Raw genomic sequence first — 23,503 nt, forward strand, 5'->3', positions numbered from 1 at the left:
GGAAATCCGCTTATTGGATCGAGGCGGCAAGCGGAATTCCGCCGAAGCTGATCGTTCCCACGCTCCGCGTGGGAATGCCTCAACGGACGCTCCGCGTTCGGCTTTATTTGGGACGCAGAGCGTCCCCGGCTGCATTCCCACGCGGAGCGTGGGAACGATCACTCGGCGAGGAACATCTCGCGCGTCAGTCCATGCCGCTGCATCTTTTCATTGAAGGTCCGGCGCGGCAGTTGAAGTTCTTCAAGCACCGCTTTCACATCACCCTTGTGCCGGGTCAACGCCGAGCGCAGGCATTGCGCTTCAAACGCTTCCTGCTGCGCCGCCAGTGACTGGCCAGGGTCGATGCCCACCGGTTCCGGTTCGCCCAGCCCCAGCACTTGCCGTTCGGCAACGTTCGCCAGTTCGCGCACATTGCCCGGCCAGTCGTGGCTCAGCAGATGGCTGAGTTGCGGGCCCGTCAAGGGTGGAAACGTCCGCCCCAGACGCTCGGCGGCATTCTGCGCAAACGACTCGAACAACAACGGAATGTCTTCACGTCGTTCGCGCAACGGTGGCAGGCGCAACTCGGCAACGTTCAGTCGATAGGCCAGGTCCTCGCGAAAGCGCCCGGCCCGCGCTTCATCGAGCAGGTCTGGCTTGGTCGCGGCGATGATTCGCAAATCCACGCGAATGCTCTGGTTGGACCCCAGGCGCTCAAGCTTCTGCTCCTGCAGCACCCGCAGCAATTTCACTTGCTGGGCCAGCGGCATGCTTTCGATCTCATCGAGAAACAGCGTGCCGCCATCCGCGTATTCAAGCTTGCCGATGCGTTTACCCTGCGCCCCGGTGAACGCGCCGCTTTCGTGGCCGAACAACTCGGCCTCGAACAATTGCTCGGGAATCGCCGCGCAGTTGAGCGCCACAAACGGCTTGTCGGCACGCGGTCCGAAGTCGTGCAGGCAGCGGGCAACCAGCTCCTTGCCGCTGCCGGTTTCGCCGCGGATCAGCACATTGACCGGCAATGCCGCCAGGTCCAGCACCTGGCGGCGCAAGGTTTGCAAGCCACGGGACACACCGAGTAGCGTCGCGTCGAGTTTGGCGCGGTTGTCGGCCTGTTCGTGCAGGGCGCGGTTCTCCAGCACCAGCCGCCGCTTGTCCAGCGCGCGGCGCAAACTGCTCAGCAGGGTTTCCGGGCTGAAGGGTTTTTCAAGAAAGTCATACGCGCCATCGCGCATCGCCTCGACCGCCATCGGCACATCGCCGTGACCGGTCAGCAGAATCACCGGCAGGTCGGCATCGCGCCGTTGGACCTCGGCCAGCAGTTCCAGCCCGGTCATGCCGGGCATGCGCACATCGCTGAGGATCACGCCGGGAAAGTGAGTGGGCAGTTGCGCCAGGCATTCATCGGCGCGGCTGAACAATTGCACCTCAAAGCCCGACAGGCTCAGCCATTGTTCGACGGCACTGCGAATACTGCTTTCGTCGTCGACCACCATGACTGAATTCAGCATGGGCTGTGTGCCTCCAGATCAATGGGCAAGGACAGGGTGAACACCGCGCCGTTGGCGTGATTGTCGGCACTCAGGCGTCCGCCCGCTTCGTGAGCGATGGCAAACGATACCGCCAAGCCAAGGCCCAGGCCATCGCCCACCGGTTTGGTGGTGAAGAAGGGATCGAACACGTTGCCCAGATGTTCTTCGGCGATGCCGCCACCGTTGTCGCTGACGGTCAGGCGCCACAGTTGCTCGTCGGCTTCGAGGCGGATTTCCAGACGCTTGCAGGGTTTGTCGTGCATGGCGTCGAGGGCGTTGCGCAGCAGATTGATCAGCACCTGTTCCAGACGAATCGCATCGCCGCGCACCCACGCCGGACGCGTCAGGTGCAGCACCGTGCTGATTTGTTCATCACGCAGGCGTGCGTCGAGCAATTGCAGGGATTGGTCGACCACCGCGGCCAGGTCCAGGCGTTCGCGCAGGCCACTGGGGCTTTTGCGGGCGAAGGTTTTCAGGTGGCCGGTGAGGGCCGCCATGCGCGTGAGCATGTCGTCCACCGGTTTGAGTGCCTTGTAAGCGTCGTCGACCCGACCGTGATCGAGCAGCAGGCGCAAGGTCGCCAGTTGCATGCGCTGGGCCGTCAGCGGTTGATTGATTTCATGGGCCAGCGCCGCCGACATCTGCCCCAGCGCCGCGAGTTTGGCCGACTGCACCAAACCGTCCTGCGCCGTGCGCAAATCGCGGGTACGTTCCTCGACCAATCGTTCGAGTTCTTCGCGGCTGCGCTGGCGCAGTCTGGCCAGGCGCCAACGCTGATTGAGGAACAGCAACAGAAACACCAGCGCCAGCCACAGCCCGGCGGCGGCGAGCGCGGCGTTGCGGCTGTCTTCGAACGCGACTTGCGGGCGGCGCAGCAAGTGCAGCGTCCAGCCTTCGGCGGTCAACGGCAGCGATTCCCACAGATACTTCGCCGCCCCGTCAGGCCCCGCCACTTGCCTCAGCTCACTGTTGTCGTCGAAACGCTCCACCGATTGGAATTCGAGCGGCGTGAGCGGTTGTTTGTCGTACTGGCGGGTGACCTTGAGTTCGGCGTGATCGCTGTCGCTCAGGGGGTTCAACAAGCGATAGCGCCAGCCCGGCTGGTTGGCGATGAAGATGATCCCGCGTGCATCGCTGACCAGCAGCGTGTCGCTGCCCTGACGCCATTCGCGTTCCAGTTCCGGAAACTCGAGCTTGACCACCATCGCCCCGAGGAACTCGCCGTTGTCGTCGGTCACTGCGCTGGACAGGAAGTACCCCGGAATGCCGCTGGTCACGCCCACGGCGTAGAAGCGCCCGGTGCCTTGGGTGCGAGTCTCGCTGAAGTAAGGGCGAAAGCCGTAGTTGTGGCCGACATAGCTACTGGGTAAACGCCAGTTGCTGGCCGCCACGGCAAGGCCGGTGCGGTCGAGCAGTTCGAGGGTCGAGGATTGCGCGGCGCCGTTGATTTTTTCCAGCTTGCGATTCAGCGCGTCCTGTTGCTCAGGCGTTACCGTGCCGTTGAGGGCTGCGCGCAGTTCCGGGTCCAGCGCGAGCACAGCGGGCAGGGCGCGGTAGCGATCGATCAGGGTGTGCAGGGAATTGGCGTAGAGCGCCAATTGCTGATTGGCGCGGGAGGCGTCCTCGACCAAGGCCTGACGTTCGGCGTGGCGCATGGCGAAGCTGGCGGCCAACGCGGCGCCGGCGATGATCAGCAATGTGTACAGCGTCAGGCGTAACGCGCGTGAAGTCGCAAGCATGGTGTTGGAAACAGTCAGCAATACGGGCGCGCACCATACCATGGAGCGCTTGAAATCATGAGCCGTGTGACGGCGTATTGCCTTTTATGCTGCTCATTGTTCGATGAAGTGTTTTGTGACTATGCCGATTTATTCGACAGGTTTACTGAACGCGCTATGAAATTTAAAACGTGGCAAAAAAAACGGCCGGGTCATCTGAAAGACGCCCCGGCCGTATTGGTGCCTTGTAGCGCTTACTGCACTTCTACCGCCAGGCTTTCACTGATCTTTTTCTGCCAGATGGCAGGACCGGTGATGTGAACCGACTCGCCTTTGCTATCAACCGCAACAGTCACTGGCATGTCTTTCACGTCGAACTCGTAGATGGCTTCCATCCCCAGTTCGGCGAATGCCACGACGCGGGATTTCTTGATGGCTTGCGCCACCAGGTAAGCCGCGCCGCCGACTGCCATCAGGTAAACAGCCTTGTGGTCCTTGATCGCTTCGATCGCGGTAGGGCCGCGCTCGGATTTGCCGATCATGCCCAACAGGCCGGTTTGCTCGAGGATCTGACGGGTGAACTTGTCCATCCGCGTTGCGGTGGTCGGACCGGCAGGGCCAACCACTTCTTCGCGCACCGGATCAACCGGGCCGACGTAATAGATGAAGCGACCCTTGAGGTCCACCGGCAAGGTTTCACCCTTGTTCAGCATCTCGACCATGCGCTTGTGCGCCGCGTCGCGACCGGTGAGCATCTTGCCGTTGAGCAGGACGGTCTCGCCCGGCTTCCAGCTCTGCACTTCTTCCGGGGTCAGGGTGTCGAGGTTGACGCGACGGGCCGACGGGCCGGCTTCCCAGACGATTTCCGGGTAGGCGTCCAGCGGTGGCGCTTCCAGCGAGGCCGGGCCGGAACCGTCGAGCACGAAGTGGGCGTGACGGGTGGCGGCGCAGTTCGGGATCATGCACACCGGCAACGAAGCGGCGTGGGTCGGGTAATCCATGATCTTCACATCGAGCACGGTGGTCAGGCCACCCAGGCCTTGGGCGCCGATGCCCAGTTGGTTGACCTTCTCGAACAGCTCCAGGCGCATTTCTTCAATGCGGTTCTGCGGGCCGCGAGCCTTGAGCTCGTGGATGTCGATGGACTCCATCAACACTTCCTTGGCCATGACCGCAGCTTTCTCGGCGGTGCCGCCGATGCCGATGCCGAGCATGCCCGGTGGGCACCAGCCGGCGCCCATGGTCGGAACGGTCTTCAGCACCCAGTCGACGATCGAGTCGGACGGGTTGAGCATGGCCATTTTCGACTTGTTCTCGGAACCGCCGCCCTTGGCCGCCACGTCCACTTCCACGGTGTTGCCCGGGACGATGGAGTAGTGGATCACGGCCGGGGTGTTGTCCTTGGTGTTTTTACGAGCGCCCGCCGGGTCGGCGAGGATCGAGGCACGCAGGACGTTTTCCGGCAGGTTGTAAGCCCGGCGCACGCCTTCGTTGATCATGTCGTCCAGGCCCATGGTGGCGCCATCCCAACGCACGTCCATGCCCACGCGGACAAACACGGTGACGATGCCGGTGTCCTGGCAGATCGGGCGGTGGCCGGTGGCACACATGCGCGAGTTGATCAGGATCTGCGCGATCGAATCGCGGGCCGCTGGCGATTCTTCGCGCAGGTAGGCCTCGTGCATCGCCTGGATGAAGTCAACGGGGTGGTAGTAAGAAATGAATTGCAGGGCGTCAGCAACGCTCTGAATCAGGTCGTCTTGCTTGATCACGGTCATGAGTCGCGCTCCTCTAAAAGACGGGAACATTCAATAAGGTGCTTGCAGCTTGGGTGCATCGGTCGGTTGCAAGCACCTTTCAAGGCACGCCGGGGCTGCTGGCGCGACGCTAAAAAGGCGCGGCAGTATACCGCGCCTCGGTTCCGGGCACACCCGCCGACAGTCAATCGTTGGTCGCATAACTTCACGACCCTTGTAGCCGCTGGCGAAGCCTGCGTCCGGCGGCGAAGCCGTCGTAAAACCTGAATCGGTGATTTGCCTGACACACCGGGGTGCATGGATTCACGACGGCTTCGCCGCCGGACGCAGGCTTCGCCAGCTGTTACAGGGTATGGGGATGGGTGAATGAGGGACATGCTTTTGACGCCAGTTTTTTGCCCCGAAAATAGTATGGTTATTTGTCTGGCTCGCCACTAAAGTGGCACTCGGCCTGTAGAGTAGGACACTCGATCAGCATTCCTTCGCATGGTGAGTCAACGATTGACCCATAACGCAATTCAACGGCTTTTACTCAAACGCTTTGCCCTAGCAGCCTGCACTTATGCCTTGGCCTTGATGCTGCTGTGGCTGGCGTTTTTCACCGGGCACTACGACGAACCCATGGCCAGCGTGGCCGTCGGCACGGCGCTGGTGGTCATCAGCCAGGCGGCGTTGTTCGCGGTGTTCTACAGCGGCTGCAACCTGCGCTTTTCCGACCCCAGCCTGACCGAAGCGCAAGTGTTGATGGGGCTGGGATGGCAAACCTGGCTGATCGCCAATCTGGATGAGGCACGCGGCGCGTTTCTGGTGTTCTACGTGCTGATCCTGCTGTTCGGACTGTTCCACCTGTCGCGTCGGGCGCTCGTGCGGTGTGCGCTGCTGGTGTTTTTCAGTTTCTGCGCGATCACGCTGTGGGAGGGCTACCACTTTCAGCTGCCCGACCCGGCGCTGGCCGGGTTGCAAGTGTGCGTATTGCTGATTGTGCTGATCTGGCTGGTGCTCTACGCCCATTACGTTCAGGCGTCGCGCCAACGCATGCGTCAGCGGCGCTTCGCCCTGCAAGCGCATCAGGACACCCTGCGCGGGATGATGCGCCAGCTCGAAGACCTGGTGGCCACCGACGAACTCACCGGGCTGTTCAACCGCCGCCATTTCCTGCGCCTGGCCTCCCGCGAACTGAAGGTGATGGACGCCGGTGTGATGCATGGCCTGGCGCTGATCGACCTCGATCACTTCAAACGTATCAACGATGTGCACGGCCATGCGGCGGGCGACCAGGTCCTGCAAGCCTTCGCTGGCGTGGCGACGGCGTGCCTGCGCGACGGCGATGTGTTGGCGCGTTATGGCGGTGAGGAATTCGTGGTGCTGGTGCCCGATTGCGATGCCGAACGCCTGACCGCCTGCTGTGAGCGGCTGCGCATCGCCTTCACCGATGTCGAACTGATCGGCCTCAACGTGAACAGCCTGAGCCTTTCGGCGGGCATGACCCTGCTGGCCGTTGGCGACGATCTCGACGACGCCTTGCAGCGAGCCGATCAGGCGCTTTACCGCGCCAAGCGTGACGGTCGCAATCGCTGCGCGGCGGCCTGGGAGAACGTCGATGCCTGAGTTGCGGGTCGGCGAGCGGCATTTTTCGGTGGCAGCGGGCAGCAACCTGCTCGATGCCCTGAATCAAAATGGCGTAGCGGTGCCCTACAGTTGCCGCGCCGGCAGTTGCCATGCGTGCCTGGTGCAATGTGTACAAGGCCTGCCGAGCGACAACCGCCCGGATGCCCTGAGCGCAGATCAGCGTCAGCAAGGCTGGCGTCTGGCGTGCCAGTGCCAGGTGGTCGAGGATTTGCAGGTGCATGCCTTCGACCCGCAAGTGGACGGTCGCCCGGCCGAGGTCGCCGCCATCGATTGGCTGAGCGCCAGCGTGTTGCGCCTGCGCCTGACACCGCAACGGCCGCTGCGCTACAACGCCGGGCAACATCTGGTGCTGTGGGCGGGCAACGTGGCGCGTCCTTATTCACTGGCGAGCCTGCCGCAAGACGACCGCTTTCTGGAGTTTCACCTCGATTGCCGTCAGCCGGGGCAATTCAGCGACGCGGCCCGTCAGTTGAGCATCGGTGACACCCTGCGCCTCGGCGAACTGCGCGGCGGGGCGTTGCATTACGACCCTGACTGGCACACCCGACCGCTGTGGCTGCTGGCCGCCGGCACCGGTCTTGGCCCGTTGTTCGGGGTCTTGCGCGAAGCGTTGCGTCAGGATCATCACGGCGCCATTCGCCTCATTCACCTGGCCCATGACGCCGACGAGCATTACCTGGCCAAACCGTTGCAAGCCATGGCTGACGGTCGCGATAACCTGACGGTCGAGTTCTGGACCCCGGCCGAGTTGCCGCAGGCATTGGCGCAACTGCGGCTTGTCTCCCGACAAACCCTGGCCTTAGTCTGCGGAGCCCCCGACAGTGTCGACGCCTTTTCCCGGCGCCTTTACCTCGCGGGATTGCCGCGCAATCAACTGCTGGCCGATGTGTTCCTGCCGCGTGGTTGAGCGCTGATTGATCAGACGCGAGTCCCACCATGACCGATACCATCCAGATTGAACGCGAACGCGGTGTGCTGACACTGCGCCTGAATCGCCCCGAAAAGAAAAACGCCCTGACCCGCGCCATGTATAGCCACTTGGCCGAAGCGCTGAAGCAGGCTGATACCGATCCCGAAATCAACGCCGTGCTGATCACCGGCAGCGCCGAGTGCTTCACCGCCGGCAACGACATCGCCGACTTCATCCAGCAACCACCGGGCAACCTCGACAGCCCGGTGTTTCATTTCATGCTCAACCTGCTCGAATGCCGTAAACCGGTGATCGCCGCCGTGGCCGGCGCGGCGGTGGGGATTGGTACGACGATGTTGCTGCATTGCGATCTGGTCTACGTCAGCACGGACGCGCGGTTGCGCATGCCGTTCGTTAATCTCGGCTTATGCCCGGAGTTCGGCTCCAGCCTAATCTTGCCGCGACTGCTCGGGCATGCCAAAGCGGCGCAGTTGCTGTTGTTGGGAGAAGGTTTCAGCGGTGAGCAGGCGGCGGGGTGGGGCATTGCCACCGAGGCGTTGGGCAGTGGCGAAGAAACATTGGCCAAGGCGCGGGAAATGGCGCTGCGGTTCGAATCGCTGCCACCGGAAGCGGTGCGCATCAGCAAGCAATTGATGAAAGCGCCGGACCGGGAATTGATTCGCAAGGTGATCGAGGAAGAGGGCGCGTTGTTTACCCAGCGGTTGCGCTCACCGGAAGCGTTGGCGGCGTTGACCGGGTTTATCAAGCGCCACTAACTCTGCGGTGACTGGAGTGGCCTCATCGCGAGCAAGCTCGGCTCCCACAGGTTTTGAGTCGAACTCCAGTCTGTGACCACCACCCACCCCTTCAAGTCTAAACATACAAGCCGAGCTTGCTCGCGATGAGGCCAGCCAGAACACCACAGCTGTTGGACCAGAAAGCAAAAAGCCCCGCCATTCACATGGCGGGGCTTTTGTTTTTCAGCGGTCCGGTACTCAGACCATCGGGTCGCCAACGTGCAGGATTTTCATGCCATTGGTGCCGCCGATGGTGTGGTAGCTGTCGCCCTTGGTCAGGATGACCCAGTCGCCTTTCTCCACAACGCCGCGCTTGAGCAACTCGTCGATCGCGGCCTGGCTGACTTGCTCAGGCGGCAGCGATGCCGGGTCGAACGGTACGGTGTAGACGCCACGGAACATGGCCGCGCGGGCCTGGGTTTCGCGGTGCGGAGAGAACGCGTAGATCGGCACCGAAGAACGGATGCGCGACATGATCAACGGCGTGTAGCCACTTTCGGTCAGGGCGATGATCGCCTTCACGCCCGGGAAGTGGTTGGCGGTGTACATGGCCGCCAACGCGATGCTCTGGTCGCAGCTTTCGAAAACCTTGCCGATACGGTGGCTGGAGGTCTTGCTGGTCGGGTGCTTTTCAGCGCCGACGCAGATGCGCGCCATCGCCTGCACAGCTTCCAGCGGATACAGACCGGCAGCACTTTCAGCCGAGAGCATCACGGCGTCGGTGTAGTCGAGCACGGCGTTGGCCACGTCGGACACTTCGGCGCGAGTCGGCATCGGGTTCTGGATCATCGACTCCATCATCTGGGTCGCGACGATCACTGCCTTGTTGTGGCGGCGTGCGTGCAGAATGATTTTCTTCTGAATGCCCACCAACTCGGCGTCGCCGATTTCCACACCCAGGTCACCACGGGCAACCATCACGGCGTCGGACGCCTGGATCAGCGCGTCGAGGGTTTCGTCGTCGGCCACGGCTTCGGCGCGTTCGATCTTCGCCACCAGCCAGGCAGTACCGCCGGCCTCGTCACGCAGTTGACGGGCGTATTCCATGTCGGCAGCGTCACGCGGGAAGGACACGGCGAGGTAATCGACTTCCATCTCGGCGGCGAGCTTGATGTCGGCCTTGTCTTTCTCGGTCAGGGCCGGAGCCGTCAGGCCACCACCGCGACGGTTGATGCCTTTATGGTCGGACAGCGGGCCGCCGATCAGCACGGTGCAGTTCAGTTCGGTGGCGGTGGCAGTATCAACGCGCATTACCACGCGGCCATCGTCGAGCAGCAGCTCGTCGCCCACGCCGCAGTCTTTGACCAGGTCCGGGTAGTCGATGCCGACCACTTGCTGGTTGCCTTCGGTCAGAGGATGGCTGGTGGAGAAGGTGAATTGATCACCGATCTTCAGCTCGATCTTCTTGTTGGCGAATTTGGCGATACGGATTTTCGGGCCTTGCAGGTCACCCAGCAGGGCCACGAAGCGGCCGTGCTTGGCGGCGAGGTCACGCACCAGCTTCGCGCGAGCCTTGTGCTCGTCGGGGGTGCCGTGGGAGAAGTTCAGGCGGGCGACGTCCAGGCCAGCCAGAATCAGCTGTTCGAGAACTTGCGGCGAGTTACTGGCCGGGCCAAGGGTAGCGACGATTTTGGTACGACGGACGGACATGCAAAGACTCCTGAGTTCAAGCGCTGAGTGAGGCTACTATGCTCTAGGGGTGTAGTCATTGTTCGTTTGCACTACTTTTTATAAAGATCTTGTTCGTCGCTTTTATCTCCAGGCGAATGCTTTTGGTGCAGGCAGCCTGAAGTTTTTACTCAACGGGTCGATACAGGGCTCAAGACAGGAGAACCCCCCATGCGATTTGCGCTCATTGCCGTCCTTGCCCTCAGTGTGACGGGCTGCGCCCGTTGGTCCATGAACCATCATTTGAATCTCGCCTACAGCGCCTATGACCGTGGCAATTGCGAGCAGGTGATGCTCGAGTTGTCGAAAGTCGAGCGCTCCAGTCGCGTGCGGCCTTATGTGTGGCCGGAAGTCTCGATGATGCGTGGCCAGTGCCTGGAACGGCAGATGCTGTTCGTCGATGCGGCGCAGACTTACGAGTTCATCATCGCGACCTACCCGCAAAGCGAATACGCCTACCGCGCCCGCGCCCGTCTGGAAACCCTGCAGAGCACGGGCCATTACCCGATCCGCAGCGCAGCGGCCCCGCGCCCGACTTACTGATTGCAGTTGTCATGCAACGGCTGGCTCACCGGTGGCGGTGAGCTATAGTCCAATAGATCGGTTTCAGAGCCCTTGCCTCTGAACCGAGGTCATGCCTGTGACCGGCAGCAGTGAGCGTCAGCATTGTGTGGACTGTCGCACCGGAAGCGGGGAGAGCGCGCCTACCTCTAAACAAGTCACGCAGGCTCGTTCCGAAGCAGTAGTGCGGCTCTGCTTAAGGGCCTTGCTGGGCGAATTACGCATGTTTACCAACCGCCGTATCGAGCGGCATCAACTGCCGTATTTCCTGAAGGTGTTCAACAGCGTCACTGACAAACCCATCGGGTTTCTGGGCAATGTCTCTGCCGACGGACTGATGCTGATCAGCCAGTTGCCGATGATGATTGGCGCCGATTTCGATTTACGCCTGAAAATCCCCGGTTGCAACGGTTGCCTGCAAGTCATCGATTTTCGGGCGTGTTGCCTGTGGTGCCACGAAGACGCGACCCCTCACCACTATGACGCCGGTTTCAGCCTGCAACGGGCACCGCCGGAGTATGGGCAACTGGTGAGTGCGTTACAGCAATACTTCAGTTTTCAGCCGTTGCCGGCGTCGGCCTGAAGTTAGCGGCGCTTTCGCCATCGCGGACAAGCCCGCGATGGCGTCAGTTAAGGCATCTCAAACTCAAAGCTCAGGTCGTTTAATCGCCTGTTCGTTATCCAGCGACCGCTCCACCAGCATCAATCCCAACTCACTCAACTGATAAATCAACATCGCCAGGTGCCGCGGCTTGTCATCTAGGCTTTCGGCTAGGTCGAGCAGCAGAATGTTGACCGATGAAAAGGTTTCGTAGGTCTGGATGGTCAGGGCTTCGGGATTGGCATCAGGGGCAACAGTGAACATTTTCATGGCGCGGTCTCGGGATGAGCGGAGGGAGGTGATGTCGGGTTCGAGATAATGGTCGAGCGCCTTTTTAGCCGCCTCGTGGAGTTTTCTCGGGTCGAGGTAGCTGTAGGGGGAACGAAGATTCGTTTCGGGTAGCTCGGGTTGGGGGGGCATTGGTTATCTCCTTGTTGGGGCTTCACCATTTCGGAATGAGATGAAAGGGTGGTAACTGCCGATAGGAGAACCTTATGTTGGGAGAGGTAACGTCACAATCAGACAGGGTCGATGAGATCTGTAGGCAGTGGCGCTTCATTCTGTAGTCGTTTGCGCGGCTATGTGAGAGCCAAGCGACGGGGGCAAAAAGTGAGTTAGATGCTAGGAGCGCTTTTCGCGACATGGCAGAGCAGCTTCCCCTAGCTACTGCACGATGAAGAGCATGGGAAAGTAATTGAGGAGAAGCTGCATGAAATTGAAGATCAGCTAGACGTCAGGATCCGGACTTTTTGGCTCTTTTGGTTCGTTGAAATCTGTGGAGATAGACAGAAGCGCCAAAGATATAAAGTCTTGGTTTCGATCAAGCGTATCCAGCGCACCTCGGATGTTACCCGCCACTTCGGTAGCACCGTGTCGTTCCACCCAGTTTGATAGCTCTTCTACTGCTGCGCCTAGCGCCAGTTGGTTCTCGTAGAGTTTCGTTAACACTGAAGTGAGTAGAATTTTCTCGTCCATGAACAATTCCTTTTGACTAAACGATGAGGTTGTAAGTCAGAGTGTTTTTTGCGAGTACTATCAAATAAGTACTAGTGATTAATGCTCGTTCAGCATATTTGTTTGCGTCTCAAGACCTAACCAATTGATTGCGACTTACCATTAAATTGTTCCGGCTTTTTTCCATTCCAAATATCGAGTCACCAATTTTGCACCCAACTCCACGGGCCGCGCATCCACCACCGGCACTCCATGAGCACTCAACCGCTCATGGAGCTCCGCCCGCGCATTCAAGTAATCCACCGTCCCGCAATAAGCCAACGCCTCCGGCAAGGTTTGCACGGGCGCGTGCCGCAAATTGTCGAGCAAGTCTTCGCGCAAACTCGCCACCAGCACCCGATGTTGCTTGCTCAAACGTTTGACGGCGGTCAGCAGTTCTTCGTCGTCTTCATCGCGCAGGTTGGTGACCAGCACCACCAGCGCCCGACGTTTCTGGCGGGCCAGCAACTGGGTGGCGGCGGCCTGGTAATCGGCGGGGCGTTGGGTGCTGTCGAGGTCGTAGACGCTGTTGAGCAACACGTTCAGTTGACCAGTGCCTTTGACCGGGGCGAGGTAGCGGGGATGATCGCTGGCGAATGTGCTCAGGCCCACCGCATCGCCTTGGCGCAGGGCGATGTAACTGAGCAACAGGCAGGCATTCAGCGCGTGATCGAAATGCGCGAGCTCGCCGTCCTGGCTGCGCATTCGGCGGCCACAATCGAGCATGAAAATGATCTGTTGATCGCGCTCGTCCTGATACTCACGGGCGATCGGCGTGCGCTGGCGGGCGGTGGCTTTCCAGTCGATCTGGCGCAGGCTGTCGCCTTCGCGGAATTCCCTCAGTTGATGGAACTCAAGGCCCAGCCCGCGACGCTGGCGCTGCCGTACGCCGAGCTGGCTGATCCAGTTGTCCACCGCCAACAGTTCGCCGCCATAGAGGCGAGCGAAGTCGGGGTAGACGCGGGTGTTGTCGATCACGTTCAGCAGACGCTTGTCGGACCATAAGCCCAAGGGGCTCGGCAAGCTGATTTCGCAGTGTTCGAAGCTGAAGTGGCCGCGCTTGAGCGGACGCAATCGATAGCCAATCTGGCTCTGTAGCCCGGGTTGCAGTTCGACGGACAGGGGGAGGTTTTCGAAACTCAGTCCCGGCGGCACATGGTCGAAAAGCTGTACGTTCAGCGGTTGAGCAAACGCATGTTCAATGTCCAGTCGCACTTCACTCCACCGGCCCAATGCAAGACTGCCGGGCATGTGACGGTGCACGCGCGGCGAGGGCAGGCGTTTGAGGCGAATGGTGTCGAGCACAGCCAGCGCCAACAGGGCCAGCAGCAGCCCCCAGTTGATCGACAACAGGGTCGACGGGACGGCGAAGTCCAGTGCCCGCAATGCGCCCAGCACGATGCCGATGGCCAGCAGGATCGCGAGCCAGATCAGCAGCAGGCGCGAGGGTTTCACAGGCGCGGCGCCGGTACTTGATCGAGCAGTTGCTTGAGCACTTGATCGACGTCCAGCCCCTCGATGTCGAGCTCCGGTGCGATCCGGACGCGATGACGCAGCACCGCCAGGGCGCAGCCTTTGATGTCATCCGGAATCACGAACTCACCGCCGCGCAGCAACGCGCGAGCCCGTGCGCAACGCACCAGCGCGATGGACGCCCGAGGCCCGGCGCCGAGGGTCAAGCCGGGCCAGGTGCGGGTGGCACGGGCCAGGCGCACGGCGTAATCGAGCACCTGATCGTCCAGCGGAAAATCGCTGGCGATGCGCTGCAAGGTCGACACGTCCTTGGCCTGCAACAGGGTGCGCAGCGGCTGCACATCGAGCATGTCGGCGCGGGTCGAGCGGCTGACCTGGCGCACCATGTTCAGCTCTTGCTCGGCATCGGGGTAGTCCATGCGCACTTTGAGCATGAAGCGGTCGAGCTCGGCTTCGGGCAGTGGGTAAGTACCTTCCTGCTCGATAGGGTTTTGCGTGGCGAGCACCATGAACGGTTGCACGATGGGCAGGGCGCGACCTTCGAGGGTGACCTGGCGTTCTTGCATGGCTTCGAGCAGTGCGGCCTGGGTTTTCGCCGGGGCGCGGTTGATCTCGTCGGCCAGCAGCAGGTTGGTAAACAGCGGCCCTTTGCGCAGTTTGAATTGTTCGGTGCTCAGATCGTAGACCGCGTGCCCGGTGACATCGCTGGGCATCAGGTCGGGGGTGAACTGGATGCGTGCGAATTCGCCGCCGAAGCAGCGGGCGAGGGCGCGCACCAGCAAAGTCTTGCCCAGCCCTGGCACGCCTTCGAGCAGCACATGGCCGCCAGCGATCAATGCCGTCAGCACGTCGTCGATGACCGTGTCCTGACCAATCACGGCTTTCTGCAGTTCGGTTCTCACGGCCTGAGCCAACTGACTGGCGCGTTGGCGTTGCTGGGCAGCGTGGGTCGCGCTGCCGGGCTCGATCTGTTCACTCATAAGGCGTTCCTCAAGGTTTGCAGGTGGGCGACCTGGCGGCTGAATTGCACGCTGGACAACCGCTGCTTCGGTCGCGGGCTCATGGCCTGACTGATCGCGCGCGTGGGTTGGCCGGTCAGGCGTGCGAGCACCAGCCATTGCTCGGCAATGACGAGTTGTTCAAAGCCTGGATGACGACGCCGGACACGCCGCAAGATGTCTTGCTGCAACGCTTGCAGCAGGTGATGTTGACCGTTGCGACGCAACATGAAATCGGCACTGGCGCGCAGGTGTTCCTGAAGCTGGCGACGCGCCTTGGGCGCAGGTTCCAGCAACGGACCATTGCGCACACCGACGTGCCAGCAGACAAGTGCAATCAAGGCGATCAGGGCCGCCAGCGCTTGGGGGAAATAGCGCACAAGCAAGGTCAGCAGGCTGTCGTGAACGGTGTTGAACATCAGGGTCACGTTCGTGTCTGCGGTCAGGTACCAAAGCAGCCAGGCGTTGTCGTATTGATCGATGGCGGGGGTTTTCCACAGGTCGGCATCAGTGACCACGATGATTGAGCCGAGCCCGTGGCTCAGCTGCATCATGTGCGTGCCTTTGCCACTGTTGGCCCAGGATTGCGCGAGGTTTTTCGGGTCGTCGAGATGGAACGCGGTATCGAAACTGGCGTAGGCCGGTGCGTCCTCGTCTTCCAGATAGAGTTTGGTCAGCTTGGGAAAGGAGTCTTCGAAAACATTGGGTGGCGGGTCTTTCAGGTCTTTGCTCAGCGACTGGTGCAATTGCACGCGGTCGAGCAACAGGTCATTGCTCTGGCCCAGTTTTTCATCCCACAAGGATTGGGCGACAAACAGCAAGCGCCCGCCCGCCCGAGTCCAGTTCATCACCTGATCAACCTGGCGCGGGGACATCTTCGACCGGTCCCCGAGCAGCAACAGACTGTGTTGATGAGGATCGATACTCGGCAGGATATCGAGGCTGTTGGCATGGCTGACGTTCAGGCCCTGTTTGCCTAGAAAGTATTCGGCGGCCAAGTAAGGATTGGCTTGGGCTTCTGGCGATGGGCCGTGATCGATTTCGGTCTGATAGGGCGTGGCCTTCAGGTACAGATAAATACTCAGCGCGGCCACGAGCACCGCGACGATCAGCCCGATCGCCAGCCCGCGGTGCCGATTCAACGCGCCGCTCCCGGGCCGAACAATGTGCGCCAGCCGTCACAGAGTTCCTGTTGCAAATGCGCCGCAGGCAGGCGATGCCCGTAGGCCATGTTCTGCCAGTGCTGGGTCAGGTTTTTACTGAAGGTCAAAAGCGCCGGCTGTTGCAGTTGCTCGACGCGTTGGAGCACTTCGCCTTCGGTGTCGGCCGGTTTTAGCGCAATGTGGTGGTCGTGCAGCAAATGGCTGAGCAGGGCGCGATACAGCAAACCCAAGGCTTCACGAGGGTTGGACTGCCAGAGATTTTCGGCGGCGGTGGCGATGTCGGCGGGCAGGCTTTCGCGCTTGAGGTCCAGGCCAAATGCCTGTTGCGGCACAGACCGTGCGATGTTGATGGTCAAGGCCGGTCGGCGGCTGACGAACGCCTGCAACCATTCGCGGTAACGCCAGATCAGTAACCCGATGCCCCCGATCACCGCGCCCCACAGCAACACTTCGATCAAGTTGGCCAGAAACCCGAAGCGTTGGTTGTCGAGCAGCTTCAATAACACCTCCAGCCATTGGGGTGTTTTGCTGTCCCCTGAGGTTGTGTCCGCCGATTTGTCCTCGCCGAATCGATAGCGGGTGACCGATTCCTTGTTCTTGAATGGCGGCTGTTCGAGAAGGGTTTTGATGCTGTCCTTCGACGCTTGGCTGGTTAGCGGTTGATCCAGCAGACGCGGGCTGTCCGGTGAGATGAGCGGCTCGGCCGCCCAGACCGTTTGCACGGTGGGGATGATCAGAATGGCGGCCAGCAGCAAGGGAACGATGGTGCTGTTGAGGCGTTGACGCAATCGGCGGAACACCAGTTCGATATCCCAAGCCTCCAACACTGTGCGCCGGTTCAGATAAAGGCTGAACCCACACGCCACATAGATCGGCTCCCAGATGACCAGCACCACTGCGTAAAAAGCGTTGGTCAGGTGTTCCAGCCAACGCCAGTCTTGCACGCCGGCCGAAATCAACGTCTGCCAGCTCCAGTCGATCTGGACCTGCGGCGGCAGGAGCAGGTAGAACAGCACCATCAAGCCGATCCACAAGGCGGTTTCCAGGTGCATGCCGATGATCGTCAGCCATTGCGCGGCGCCCGCGTTGCGTTGCAGCAGGACGTGCAAACGCTGTTGGCGTTCATGTCCGCCCAGGCCTTCGAGTTGCACCACCGGCATCACAAAACTGCGGCTCAGGCTCAAGCGACGCCAGGTCAGGCTGGCCAGCAATTGTGGCTTGAGCAGGCGCGGCCATTGGAGCAGGGCCTGCTTCAATGTGGGCGTTTCACCGAACATTGATTTGGACAGGATGTACAACGGCAGGCGTTCGAACGCGGGTTTGAGCCACCAGAAAATAAACACCGCGAGGGTAGGGGAATTCCACAGCACCACGCTCAGCAGGGCGAAGACCGGCAAGGTCACGATGGCCCAACTGGTCATCAACAGGCGGCGGTGGCGCTGACTCAGCAGGACACCAAGATCCATGGCTTCCCAGGTGGAACGGGGACGGATGACGACCGTGGCGTCACTCAGGCGCATGGCGCCTCCGTCCGGCAAACAACAGATACGTTGCCACCAACAGCCAAAGCACCGCACCGACCAGGTACTTGGTAGTGGCCTGGGGCGCGGTCATTGATGACCAGTACGCCTCGATAAATGCGGCAATCAGCAGAAACAGCATTACCCCGCAAATCAATAGCACGCTTTTGCGCGCAGCCAATCGCAAGGCTTCGGCGCGGGGCAGGCGCCCGGGTGCGATCAGCGCCCAACCCAGTTGCAGGCCGGCGGCCCCCGCGAGCGCAATGGCACTCAACTCAAAGGCGCCGTGGCCGATCACGAATGTCCAGAACGTTTGCCCATAACCGATGTGCGTCAGATGCCCGGCCACCGCCCCGATCATCAAACCGTTGAACAGCAGGAAAAATGCACTGCCCACACCCAACAGCAAACCGCTGGCAAAGGTCTGAAAGGCGATGCCGATGTTGTGCATGATGTAGTAACCGAACATTACCCAGTCTTCACTCGCCGCGCGTTCCGCCGTGCGACCCAAGTGGCCGGCGACGGGGTCGTACATGCTCTGCATTTCGCTGACCTGCTCGGCCGGAATCAGGTTGTAGATGAGGTCCGGAAACAGGTAAACCAGCAACGCGAAACCGATCAGGCTGCCAAAGAACAACAGGGCGGCGGCGAGCACAAAACGCCATTGCTCACGCACGAGTCGAGGGAAACCGGCCAGGATAAACGCCAACACACTCGCCCCCAGCCGACTGCGATGCCGATACAGCTGTTGATGGCCACGCAAGGCGAGTTGCTGCAACGAGTCAATCAGGAAGCTGCTGTAGCCGCGTTCCTGAGCCAGCGCCAAATGTTGGCAGAGCCTTCGATAATCACCAGGAAAACTGGTGAATCGTGCCGCTTCCTTGCCTCGCTCCAGCCTTTCGAGCATCAGCGAAAACTGTTCCCACTCAGCCTTGTGGCGACTTTCGAAAAGGCTTTGCTTCATGTCGGCCCCAACAAGCCGCGGGCAATGCCGTTCAGTTCGTCCACTGCCTTGGGTGCGGGTACCTGCAGCGGCTGGGCAAGGATCGCGGCGAGTTCGTTGACCCGCGCCTCGGAGAGTTCGCCCTGACGCTCGGCAAACCCGAGGATGGCGCGCTGTTCGGTCAGCGACAGGGGAAACGCCGGGCGCCGGGGTTGGGCGTCGGGGAGTTGCGGTGGGGGCAACGGTTGTTCGCGGTAGATGACCAACGTGCCGGCAGCCAGGTCGCCGAGGCGTTTGAAGGTCGGGTGTTGCAGGCAACTGACGGCGCCGAGGAAGTAGCCGAACGGCAACAGGTCGACGAATCGCAGCAGGTTACGCAGCAGCGAAGCAGACCAGCCGATAGGCGTGCCGTCATCCTGCACCACGCGCAAGCCCATCCATTGTTTGCCGGGTGAGCGCCCCTGATTGAGCACTTCGAACAGCACCATGTACCACCAGCTCACACCGAACAGCAGGATTGAACCCAGGCCGGCGCCCAGCTTTCCGAGAAACGCCAATACGATGAACAACAGACCGAGGATCAACCCGCGCAATCCGAGGTCGATGGAGAAGGCCAGCGCACGAACCATCAGCCCGGCCGGGCGCAGTGGCAAGTCGATGCCTTCGGGCGTTTCGACTTGATACCGGGTATCCAGTGGCGGGGACAGCGTCGCTTTCCTTGGCAGTGCTGTGGTCTCGAGCATGGGCAACCTTGATGTGGCCTGTTCGGGATTCGATGTCCATCCGATGCTAGCAGCCTCTGGGGGGGAAACGACATAACTATGTAGTGCACGGTGAGTGGCCAGAGGTGATTGAATGGCAAGATTACTGGCCGGGGCGGGATGTGAACGCCTAGACTTCGCCGATCTTCAGTTCAGGAATAGCCCGTGACCTCCATCTTCTGGTACGACTATGAAACCACTGGCATCAATCCCCGCTGCGACCGTCCGCTGCAAGTGGCGGGGATTCGCACCGACTTCGATCTCAATGAAATAGACGAGCCGGTCAATCTTTACTGCCAGCCCAGTGACGACATCCTGCCGCATCCTGCCGCCTGCGCGATCACCGGCATTACGCCCGGCCAGTTAGCTGAACAGGGCTTGAGCGAAGCTGATTTCATGACGCGGGTGCATGCCCAGTTAGCGGCGCCGGGAACGTGCGGTGCGGGTTACAACACGCTGCGTTTCGACGACGAGATGACCCGTTACAGCCTGTATCGAAATTTTTTCGATCCGTATGCACGGGAGTGGCAGGGCGGCAACAGCCGCTGGGACCTGATCGATGTGGTGCGAGCGGCGTATGCGCTGCGTCCCGACGGGCTCGTCTGGCCCACGGACGAAGAGGGGCGAGTGACGCTCAAGCTCGAGCGTCTGACCGCCGCCAACAACATCGATCATGGCAATGCCCACGAAGCGCTGTCGGACGTTCGCGCTACCATTGCGCTGGCGCGCCTGATTCGCGAGAAACAGCCCAAGTTGTATGACTGGCTGTTCAAGTTGCGCAGTAAACAAAAGGTGATGGACCAGATTCGCCTGTTGCAACCGCTGGTGCACATTTCCGGACGCTTTTCGGCGGCTCGCAGCTATGTGGGTGTGGTGCTGCCATTGGCCTGGCACCCGCGTAACAAGAACGCCTTGATTGTCTGCGACTTGCATCTGGACCCCCAGGGGCTGCTGGACCTGGATGCCGATACTTTGCGTCAGCGTCTGTACACCCGTCGCGATGACCTGGCCGAAGGCGAACTGCCTGTGCCACTTAAACTCATTCATATCAACAAGTGCCCGGTGGTCGCGCCGATGTCGGTACTTCGGCCTGAGGATCAGCAACGCCTGGGGCTGGACATGGCGCTTTATCAGGAACGTTCGCTGCGGCTAATCGACGCACAACAAGTTTGGCGAGACAAAGTACAGGCCATTTATGCCAGCGAAGATTTCACGCCAAGCCAGGATCCGGAGCAACAGTTATACGATGGTTTTATCGGTGACCGGGACCGGCGTCTATGTGAGCAAGTCCGAACCTCGGACCCTGCCCAATTATCACAAGAGCAATGGCCTTTCGATGACGAACGTTTACCTGAATTATTGTTTCGTTATCGCGCACGCAACTTCCCCGATACGTTGAATTTCGAGGAGCAAGAGCGCTGGCGAATATTCTGTCAGCAACGTTTGACGGCACCCGAGTGGGGGGCACCCAATACGCTGGATACTTTTTCAGAAGCCGCAGCCCAATTGAACGAAACGGCTACAACGTTTCAGCGAGAGGTGTTGAATGAATGGCAGAGTTATGTTCAGGGACTACGCAAACGTTTGAATCTTTGAAAACGAACATGCCCGGGGAATGAATCGCGGGAATAAAAAAACGCCAGCAATTGCTGGCGTTATTTTTTGTCGCAGTTAATGCTTTGACAAACCCTGTGGCTTAGCCCAGCAGAGTAGCCCAGCCTTCAACCACGTCGCCGCCCCACTTGGCTTTCCACTCTTTCAGAGTTTTGTGGTTGCCACCTTTGGTTTCGATGACTTCGCCGTTGTGCGGGTTTTTGTATTGTTTAACTTTGCGAGCACGCTTGGTGCCAGTAGTTTTTACTGCGCCGCCGCGTGGTGCTTTGGTTTTGGACTCTGGATCCAACAGCGCAATGATGTCACGCAGGGACTTGGAGTATTCGCCCATCAGGGTGCGCAGTTTGCCTTCGAATTCCAGCTCGGTTTGCAGTTTGTCGTCTTGGGACAGGTTCTTCAAACGGGCTTGCAGCTCTTTGATAGCTTCTTCGGTGGCGCGATATTCGTTGATCAAGGACATGAGGACTACCTTATGTTGGGCGCTGGATGGCAGGGGACAGTGCCGCAATAATAGTCAGGGTGTTTCATCAAGTAAACATTTAACCGGCGTTTTAATTAAATTAGTTTCGATGAAATAGGCGCCAATTGAGGTGCCGATTAAGTAGTGTGATGCAGTCATCACGGATATTCACAAATTGACTCTAGATATCGTTTAAAAGATCCCCAACGCGCGGGGAGCGGGTGCTATCAACGCGGGGGCCGTAGGCCGGTTTTCCGGGTAGTACGTCATCAATACTGCAGTTTTGCTGCGCAATCGCTAGAATGGCGGCCTTTGCGAAGTTCTGGAGTTTCCCCCTCATGCGCACTTTTCGGCTGGTGATTGCTTGCCCAGACCGCGTCGGCATCGTTGCTAAAGTCAGTAACTTTCTGGCGTCACATAACGGCTGGATCACCGAAGCGAGCCATCACTCGGACAATCTCAGTGGCTGGTTCTTCATGCGTCACGAAATTCGTGCCGATTCGCTGCCATTCGGTATCGAAGCCTTTCGCGAAGCGTTTGCACCGATTGCCGAAGAGTTCTCGATGAACTGGCGCATCACCGATACCGCGCAGAAGAAGCGTGTGGTGTTGATGGCCAGCCGTGAGTCCCACTGCCTGGCCGACTTGTTGCACCGCTGGCACAGTGACGAACTGGATTGCGAAATCTCCTGTGTGATTTCCAACCACGATGACTTGCGCAGCATGGTCGAGTGGCACGGCATTCCGTATTACCACGTCCCGGTCAATCCGCAGGATAAGCAACCAGCCTTCACTGAAGTTTCGCGCCTGGTCAAACAGCACGACGCCGAAGTGGTGGTACTTGCCCGTTACATGCAGATCCTGCCGCCCGAGTTGTGCAGCGAATATGCCCATAAAGTGATCAACATTCATCACAGCTTCCTGCCGTCGTTCGTGGGGGCCAAGCCGTATCACCAGGCCTCCATGCGCGGTGTGAAGTTGATCGGCGCGACGTGCCACTACGTGACGGAAGAGTTGGACGCCGGGCCGATCATCGAGCAGGACGTCGTGCGTGTCAGCCACAGTGACAGCATTGAAGACATGGTGCGTTTCGGCCGTGACGTCGAGAAGATGGTGTTGGCCCGTGGGCTGCGTTATCACCTGGAAGACCGGGTGTTAGTACACGGCAACAAAACCGTAGTGTTCTGACTGTCATACAACACGGTTGAAATTCGAAGGGCCTGGGCGTTCAATCGCTTCAGGCCCTTCGCCGTTTCTACACTGAGGTTTTGACCATGGCCGATCCACTCGACAAAGCCACTTCCAAGGCACCAGCGACATTAGGCGAGGGATGCTTGAGTCGCTACGATCCGGAGGACATGAGCCCCGAAGATGGTACGGAGTTTCCCGGCGCCGCCGAGTTGTGGGAACAGTTGCAGCAAGAGCCCGATGACACGCCTAAGCCTGCTTGAACTTCAGCAACTTCATCGATCCTGCAGGACATTTCGCCATTGGCCGAGGCGGAGGGGGACGCGACAGCGAGGATTGGTAGTGTCTTGAGACCTCTCTCGCGGGCAAGCCTTCTCTCCCAGGTTCACGCAAAACCCCGGGAATGGGCTTGCCCGCGAAGGGGCCGGTTCAGACACTAGATACGGAAACTGCCTACCAACTGCTTGAGTCGCGCTGCCTGCTGCTCAAGGTCGGAGCACGCCCGCAATGTCGATTGCAGGTTTTCCACACCTTCCTGATTGAGGGTGTTGATCTCGGTAATGTCGACGTTGATCGACTCCACCACCGCGGTCTGTTCTTCAGTCGCCGTCGCCACCGACTGGTTCATCCCGTCGATTTCTCCGATGCGCAAGGTCACGCTGTTCAAGCGCTCGCCCGCCAGGTTGGCGATTTCCACGCTGTCCTGACTGTGGCGCTGGCTGTCGCTCATGGTGCTGACGGACTCACGGGCGCCGATTTGCAGTTCCTCGATCATGGTCTGCACCTGCTGTGCCGACTCCTGAGTGCGGTGTGCGAGGTTGCGCACTTCGTCGGCCACCACCGCAAAACCACGTCCGGCTTCACCGGCACGGGCCGCTTCGATGGCCGCGTTCAGTGCCAACAAGTTGGTTTGTTGGGAGATGCTGGTGATCACTTCGAGAATTTGCCCGATGTTCACGGTTTTGCTGTTTAGCGATTCGATATTGGTGCTCGAAGCACTGAGCATGCTCGACAGTTGATTCATCGCTTTGATGCTGCGATCCACCACTTGCTGGCCGTCTTCGGCCAGGCTGCGGGCATCACTGGCCTGGCTCGACGCTTGAGCGGCGTTACGAGCGATTTCCTGGGCGGCGGCACCGAGCTGGTTGATCGCTGCGGCCACGCTGCTGGTGCGCGAGGCTTGTTGGTCGGAGTTGAACATCGACGAGTTCGACGCGGCGACCACACGCAGGGCCACTT

At 60.1% G+C, this 23,503-nt stretch carries 22 protein-coding genes; 8 read left to right on the forward strand and 14 right to left on the reverse strand.

Going from position 1 to position 23,503, the window contains the following annotated elements; translation table 11 throughout:
- Window positions 1–158: 158 nt before the first annotated feature.
- The 3 genes from C7534_RS03885 to C7534_RS03895 all read right to left on the reverse strand — a co-directional run bounded on the left by C7534_RS03885 (window position 159) and on the right by C7534_RS03895 (window position 5,007).
- Complete coding sequence (locus C7534_RS03885; protein WP_109785052.1) at window positions 159–1,490, reverse strand: sigma-54-dependent transcriptional regulator; 1,332 nt, start codon at window positions 1,488–1,490, stop codon at window positions 159–161.
- A complete protein-coding gene (locus C7534_RS03890; protein WP_109785265.1) occupies window positions 1,484–3,250 on the reverse strand; it encodes a sensor histidine kinase in 1,767 nt (588 codons plus the stop codon). The genes C7534_RS03885 and C7534_RS03890 overlap by 7 nt, the downstream gene beginning before the upstream one ends.
- Window positions 3,251–3,483: 233 nt before the next feature.
- Window positions 3,484–5,007: a fumarate hydratase gene (locus C7534_RS03895; protein WP_019581511.1), complete on the reverse strand. Its 1,524-nt coding sequence runs from the start codon at window positions 5,005–5,007 to the stop codon at window positions 3,484–3,486.
- 480 nt (window positions 5,008–5,487) lie between these two features.
- Between C7534_RS03895 and C7534_RS03900 the strand changes: the two genes are divergently transcribed.
- From C7534_RS03900 to C7534_RS03910, 3 genes are read left to right on the forward strand one after another with little or no spacing between them, the layout of a single operon-like run.
- A complete protein-coding gene (locus tag C7534_RS03900) occupies window positions 5,488–6,594 on the forward strand; it encodes a GGDEF domain-containing protein (RefSeq protein ID WP_046033289.1) in 1,107 nt (368 codons plus the stop codon).
- A complete protein-coding gene (locus C7534_RS03905; protein ID WP_046033259.1) occupies window positions 6,587–7,522 on the forward strand; it encodes an iron-sulfur-binding ferredoxin reductase in 936 nt (311 codons plus the stop codon). The genes C7534_RS03900 and C7534_RS03905 overlap by 8 nt, the downstream gene beginning before the upstream one ends.
- 29 nt (window positions 7,523–7,551) lie before the next feature.
- The gene (locus C7534_RS03910; protein ID WP_109785053.1) at window positions 7,552–8,301 is read left to right on the forward strand and encodes an enoyl-CoA hydratase-related protein; all 750 of its coding nucleotides are present in this window, start codon (window positions 7,552–7,554) and stop codon (window positions 8,299–8,301) included.
- Window positions 8,302–8,520: 219 nt separating this feature from the next.
- Here C7534_RS03910 and pyk read toward each other — a convergent pair whose 3' ends face one another.
- Window positions 8,521–9,972 (reverse strand): pyruvate kinase, encoded by a 1,452-nt coding sequence (gene pyk, locus C7534_RS03915; protein ID WP_109785054.1) that lies wholly within the window; start codon window positions 9,970–9,972, stop codon window positions 8,521–8,523.
- A gap of 189 nt (window positions 9,973–10,161) precedes the next feature.
- On the opposite strand from pyk, the gene C7534_RS03920 reads away from it, so the two are divergent.
- Together C7534_RS03920 and C7534_RS03925 are read left to right on the forward strand one after the other, a co-directional pair.
- Window positions 10,162–10,533 carry a tetratricopeptide repeat protein gene (locus C7534_RS03920; protein ID WP_046033261.1) on the forward strand — a complete coding sequence of 124 codons (372 nt, stop codon included), beginning with the start codon at window positions 10,162–10,164 and terminating at the stop codon, window positions 10,531–10,533.
- A gap of 241 nt (window positions 10,534–10,774) precedes the next feature.
- Window positions 10,775–11,134, forward strand: a complete 360-nt coding sequence (locus tag C7534_RS03925) for a PilZ domain-containing protein (RefSeq protein WP_046033262.1) — start codon at window positions 10,775–10,777, stop codon at window positions 11,132–11,134.
- A 63-nt stretch (window positions 11,135–11,197) separates the two neighbouring features.
- Here C7534_RS03925 and C7534_RS03930 read toward each other — a convergent pair whose 3' ends face one another.
- From C7534_RS03930 to C7534_RS03965, 8 genes are all read right to left on the reverse strand, one after another.
- The gene (locus C7534_RS03930) at window positions 11,198–11,572 is read right to left on the reverse strand and encodes a DUF6124 family protein (protein ID WP_046033263.1); all 375 of its coding nucleotides are present in this window, start codon (window positions 11,570–11,572) and stop codon (window positions 11,198–11,200) included.
- Between the two features lie 306 nt (window positions 11,573–11,878).
- Window positions 11,879–12,127 (reverse strand): hypothetical protein, encoded by a 249-nt coding sequence (locus tag C7534_RS03935; RefSeq protein WP_046033264.1) that lies wholly within the window; start codon window positions 12,125–12,127, stop codon window positions 11,879–11,881.
- Between the two features lie 141 nt (window positions 12,128–12,268).
- Window positions 12,269–13,600 (reverse strand): DUF58 domain-containing protein, encoded by a 1,332-nt coding sequence (locus C7534_RS03940; RefSeq protein ID WP_109785055.1) that lies wholly within the window; start codon window positions 13,598–13,600, stop codon window positions 12,269–12,271.
- A complete protein-coding gene (locus C7534_RS03945; RefSeq protein WP_109785056.1) occupies window positions 13,597–14,598 on the reverse strand; it encodes an AAA family ATPase in 1,002 nt (333 codons plus the stop codon). The genes C7534_RS03940 and C7534_RS03945 overlap by 4 nt, the downstream gene beginning before the upstream one ends.
- Window positions 14,595–15,758: a DUF4350 domain-containing protein gene (locus C7534_RS03950; protein ID WP_046033267.1), complete on the reverse strand. Its 1,164-nt coding sequence runs from the start codon at window positions 15,756–15,758 to the stop codon at window positions 14,595–14,597. Before C7534_RS03950 ends, C7534_RS03945 begins: the two co-directional genes overlap by 4 nt.
- Window positions 15,755–17,299 carry a DUF4129 domain-containing protein gene (locus C7534_RS03955; RefSeq protein WP_109785057.1) on the reverse strand — a complete coding sequence of 515 codons (1,545 nt, stop codon included), beginning with the start codon at window positions 17,297–17,299 and terminating at the stop codon, window positions 15,755–15,757. The genes C7534_RS03950 and C7534_RS03955 overlap by 4 nt, the downstream gene beginning before the upstream one ends.
- On the reverse strand, window positions 17,286–18,263 hold the full coding sequence (locus tag C7534_RS03960) for a stage II sporulation protein M (protein WP_109785058.1): 978 nt from the start codon (window positions 18,261–18,263) through the stop codon (window positions 17,286–17,288). Before C7534_RS03960 ends, C7534_RS03955 begins: the two co-directional genes overlap by 14 nt.
- On the reverse strand, window positions 18,260–18,985 hold the full coding sequence (locus C7534_RS03965) for an RDD family protein (protein WP_109785059.1): 726 nt from the start codon (window positions 18,983–18,985) through the stop codon (window positions 18,260–18,262). The genes C7534_RS03960 and C7534_RS03965 overlap by 4 nt, the downstream gene beginning before the upstream one ends.
- 183 nt (window positions 18,986–19,168) lie before the next feature.
- Between C7534_RS03965 and sbcB the strand changes: the two genes are divergently transcribed.
- Window positions 19,169–20,599 (forward strand): exodeoxyribonuclease I, encoded by a 1,431-nt coding sequence (gene sbcB, locus C7534_RS03970; RefSeq protein ID WP_046033271.1) that lies wholly within the window; start codon window positions 19,169–19,171, stop codon window positions 20,597–20,599.
- A 100-nt stretch (window positions 20,600–20,699) separates the two neighbouring features.
- Here sbcB and mvaT read toward each other — a convergent pair whose 3' ends face one another.
- Window positions 20,700–21,077: a histone-like nucleoid-structuring protein MvaT gene (gene mvaT, locus C7534_RS03975; protein WP_007933316.1), complete on the reverse strand. Its 378-nt coding sequence runs from the start codon at window positions 21,075–21,077 to the stop codon at window positions 20,700–20,702.
- 338 nt (window positions 21,078–21,415) lie between these two features.
- On the opposite strand from mvaT, the gene purU reads away from it, so the two are divergent.
- Both purU and C7534_RS32590 read left to right on the forward strand, forming a co-directional pair.
- A complete protein-coding gene (purU, locus tag C7534_RS03980) occupies window positions 21,416–22,264 on the forward strand; it encodes a formyltetrahydrofolate deformylase (RefSeq protein ID WP_046033272.1) in 849 nt (282 codons plus the stop codon).
- A gap of 86 nt (window positions 22,265–22,350) precedes the next feature.
- A complete protein-coding gene (locus C7534_RS32590; RefSeq protein WP_175648978.1) occupies window positions 22,351–22,527 on the forward strand; it encodes a hypothetical protein in 177 nt (58 codons plus the stop codon).
- Window positions 22,528–22,700: 173 nt separating this feature from the next.
- Here C7534_RS32590 and C7534_RS33205 read toward each other — a convergent pair whose 3' ends face one another.
- On the reverse strand, window positions 22,701–23,465 hold the full coding sequence (locus tag C7534_RS33205) for a methyl-accepting chemotaxis protein (RefSeq protein WP_442963198.1): 765 nt from the start codon (window positions 23,463–23,465) through the stop codon (window positions 22,701–22,703).
- Between the last annotated feature and the right edge of the window lie 38 nt (window positions 23,466–23,503).

The sequence above is a fragment of the Pseudomonas sp. OV226 genome (assembly GCF_003148705.1).
Taxonomy (GTDB): Bacteria; Pseudomonadota; Gammaproteobacteria; order Pseudomonadales; family Pseudomonadaceae; genus Aquipseudomonas.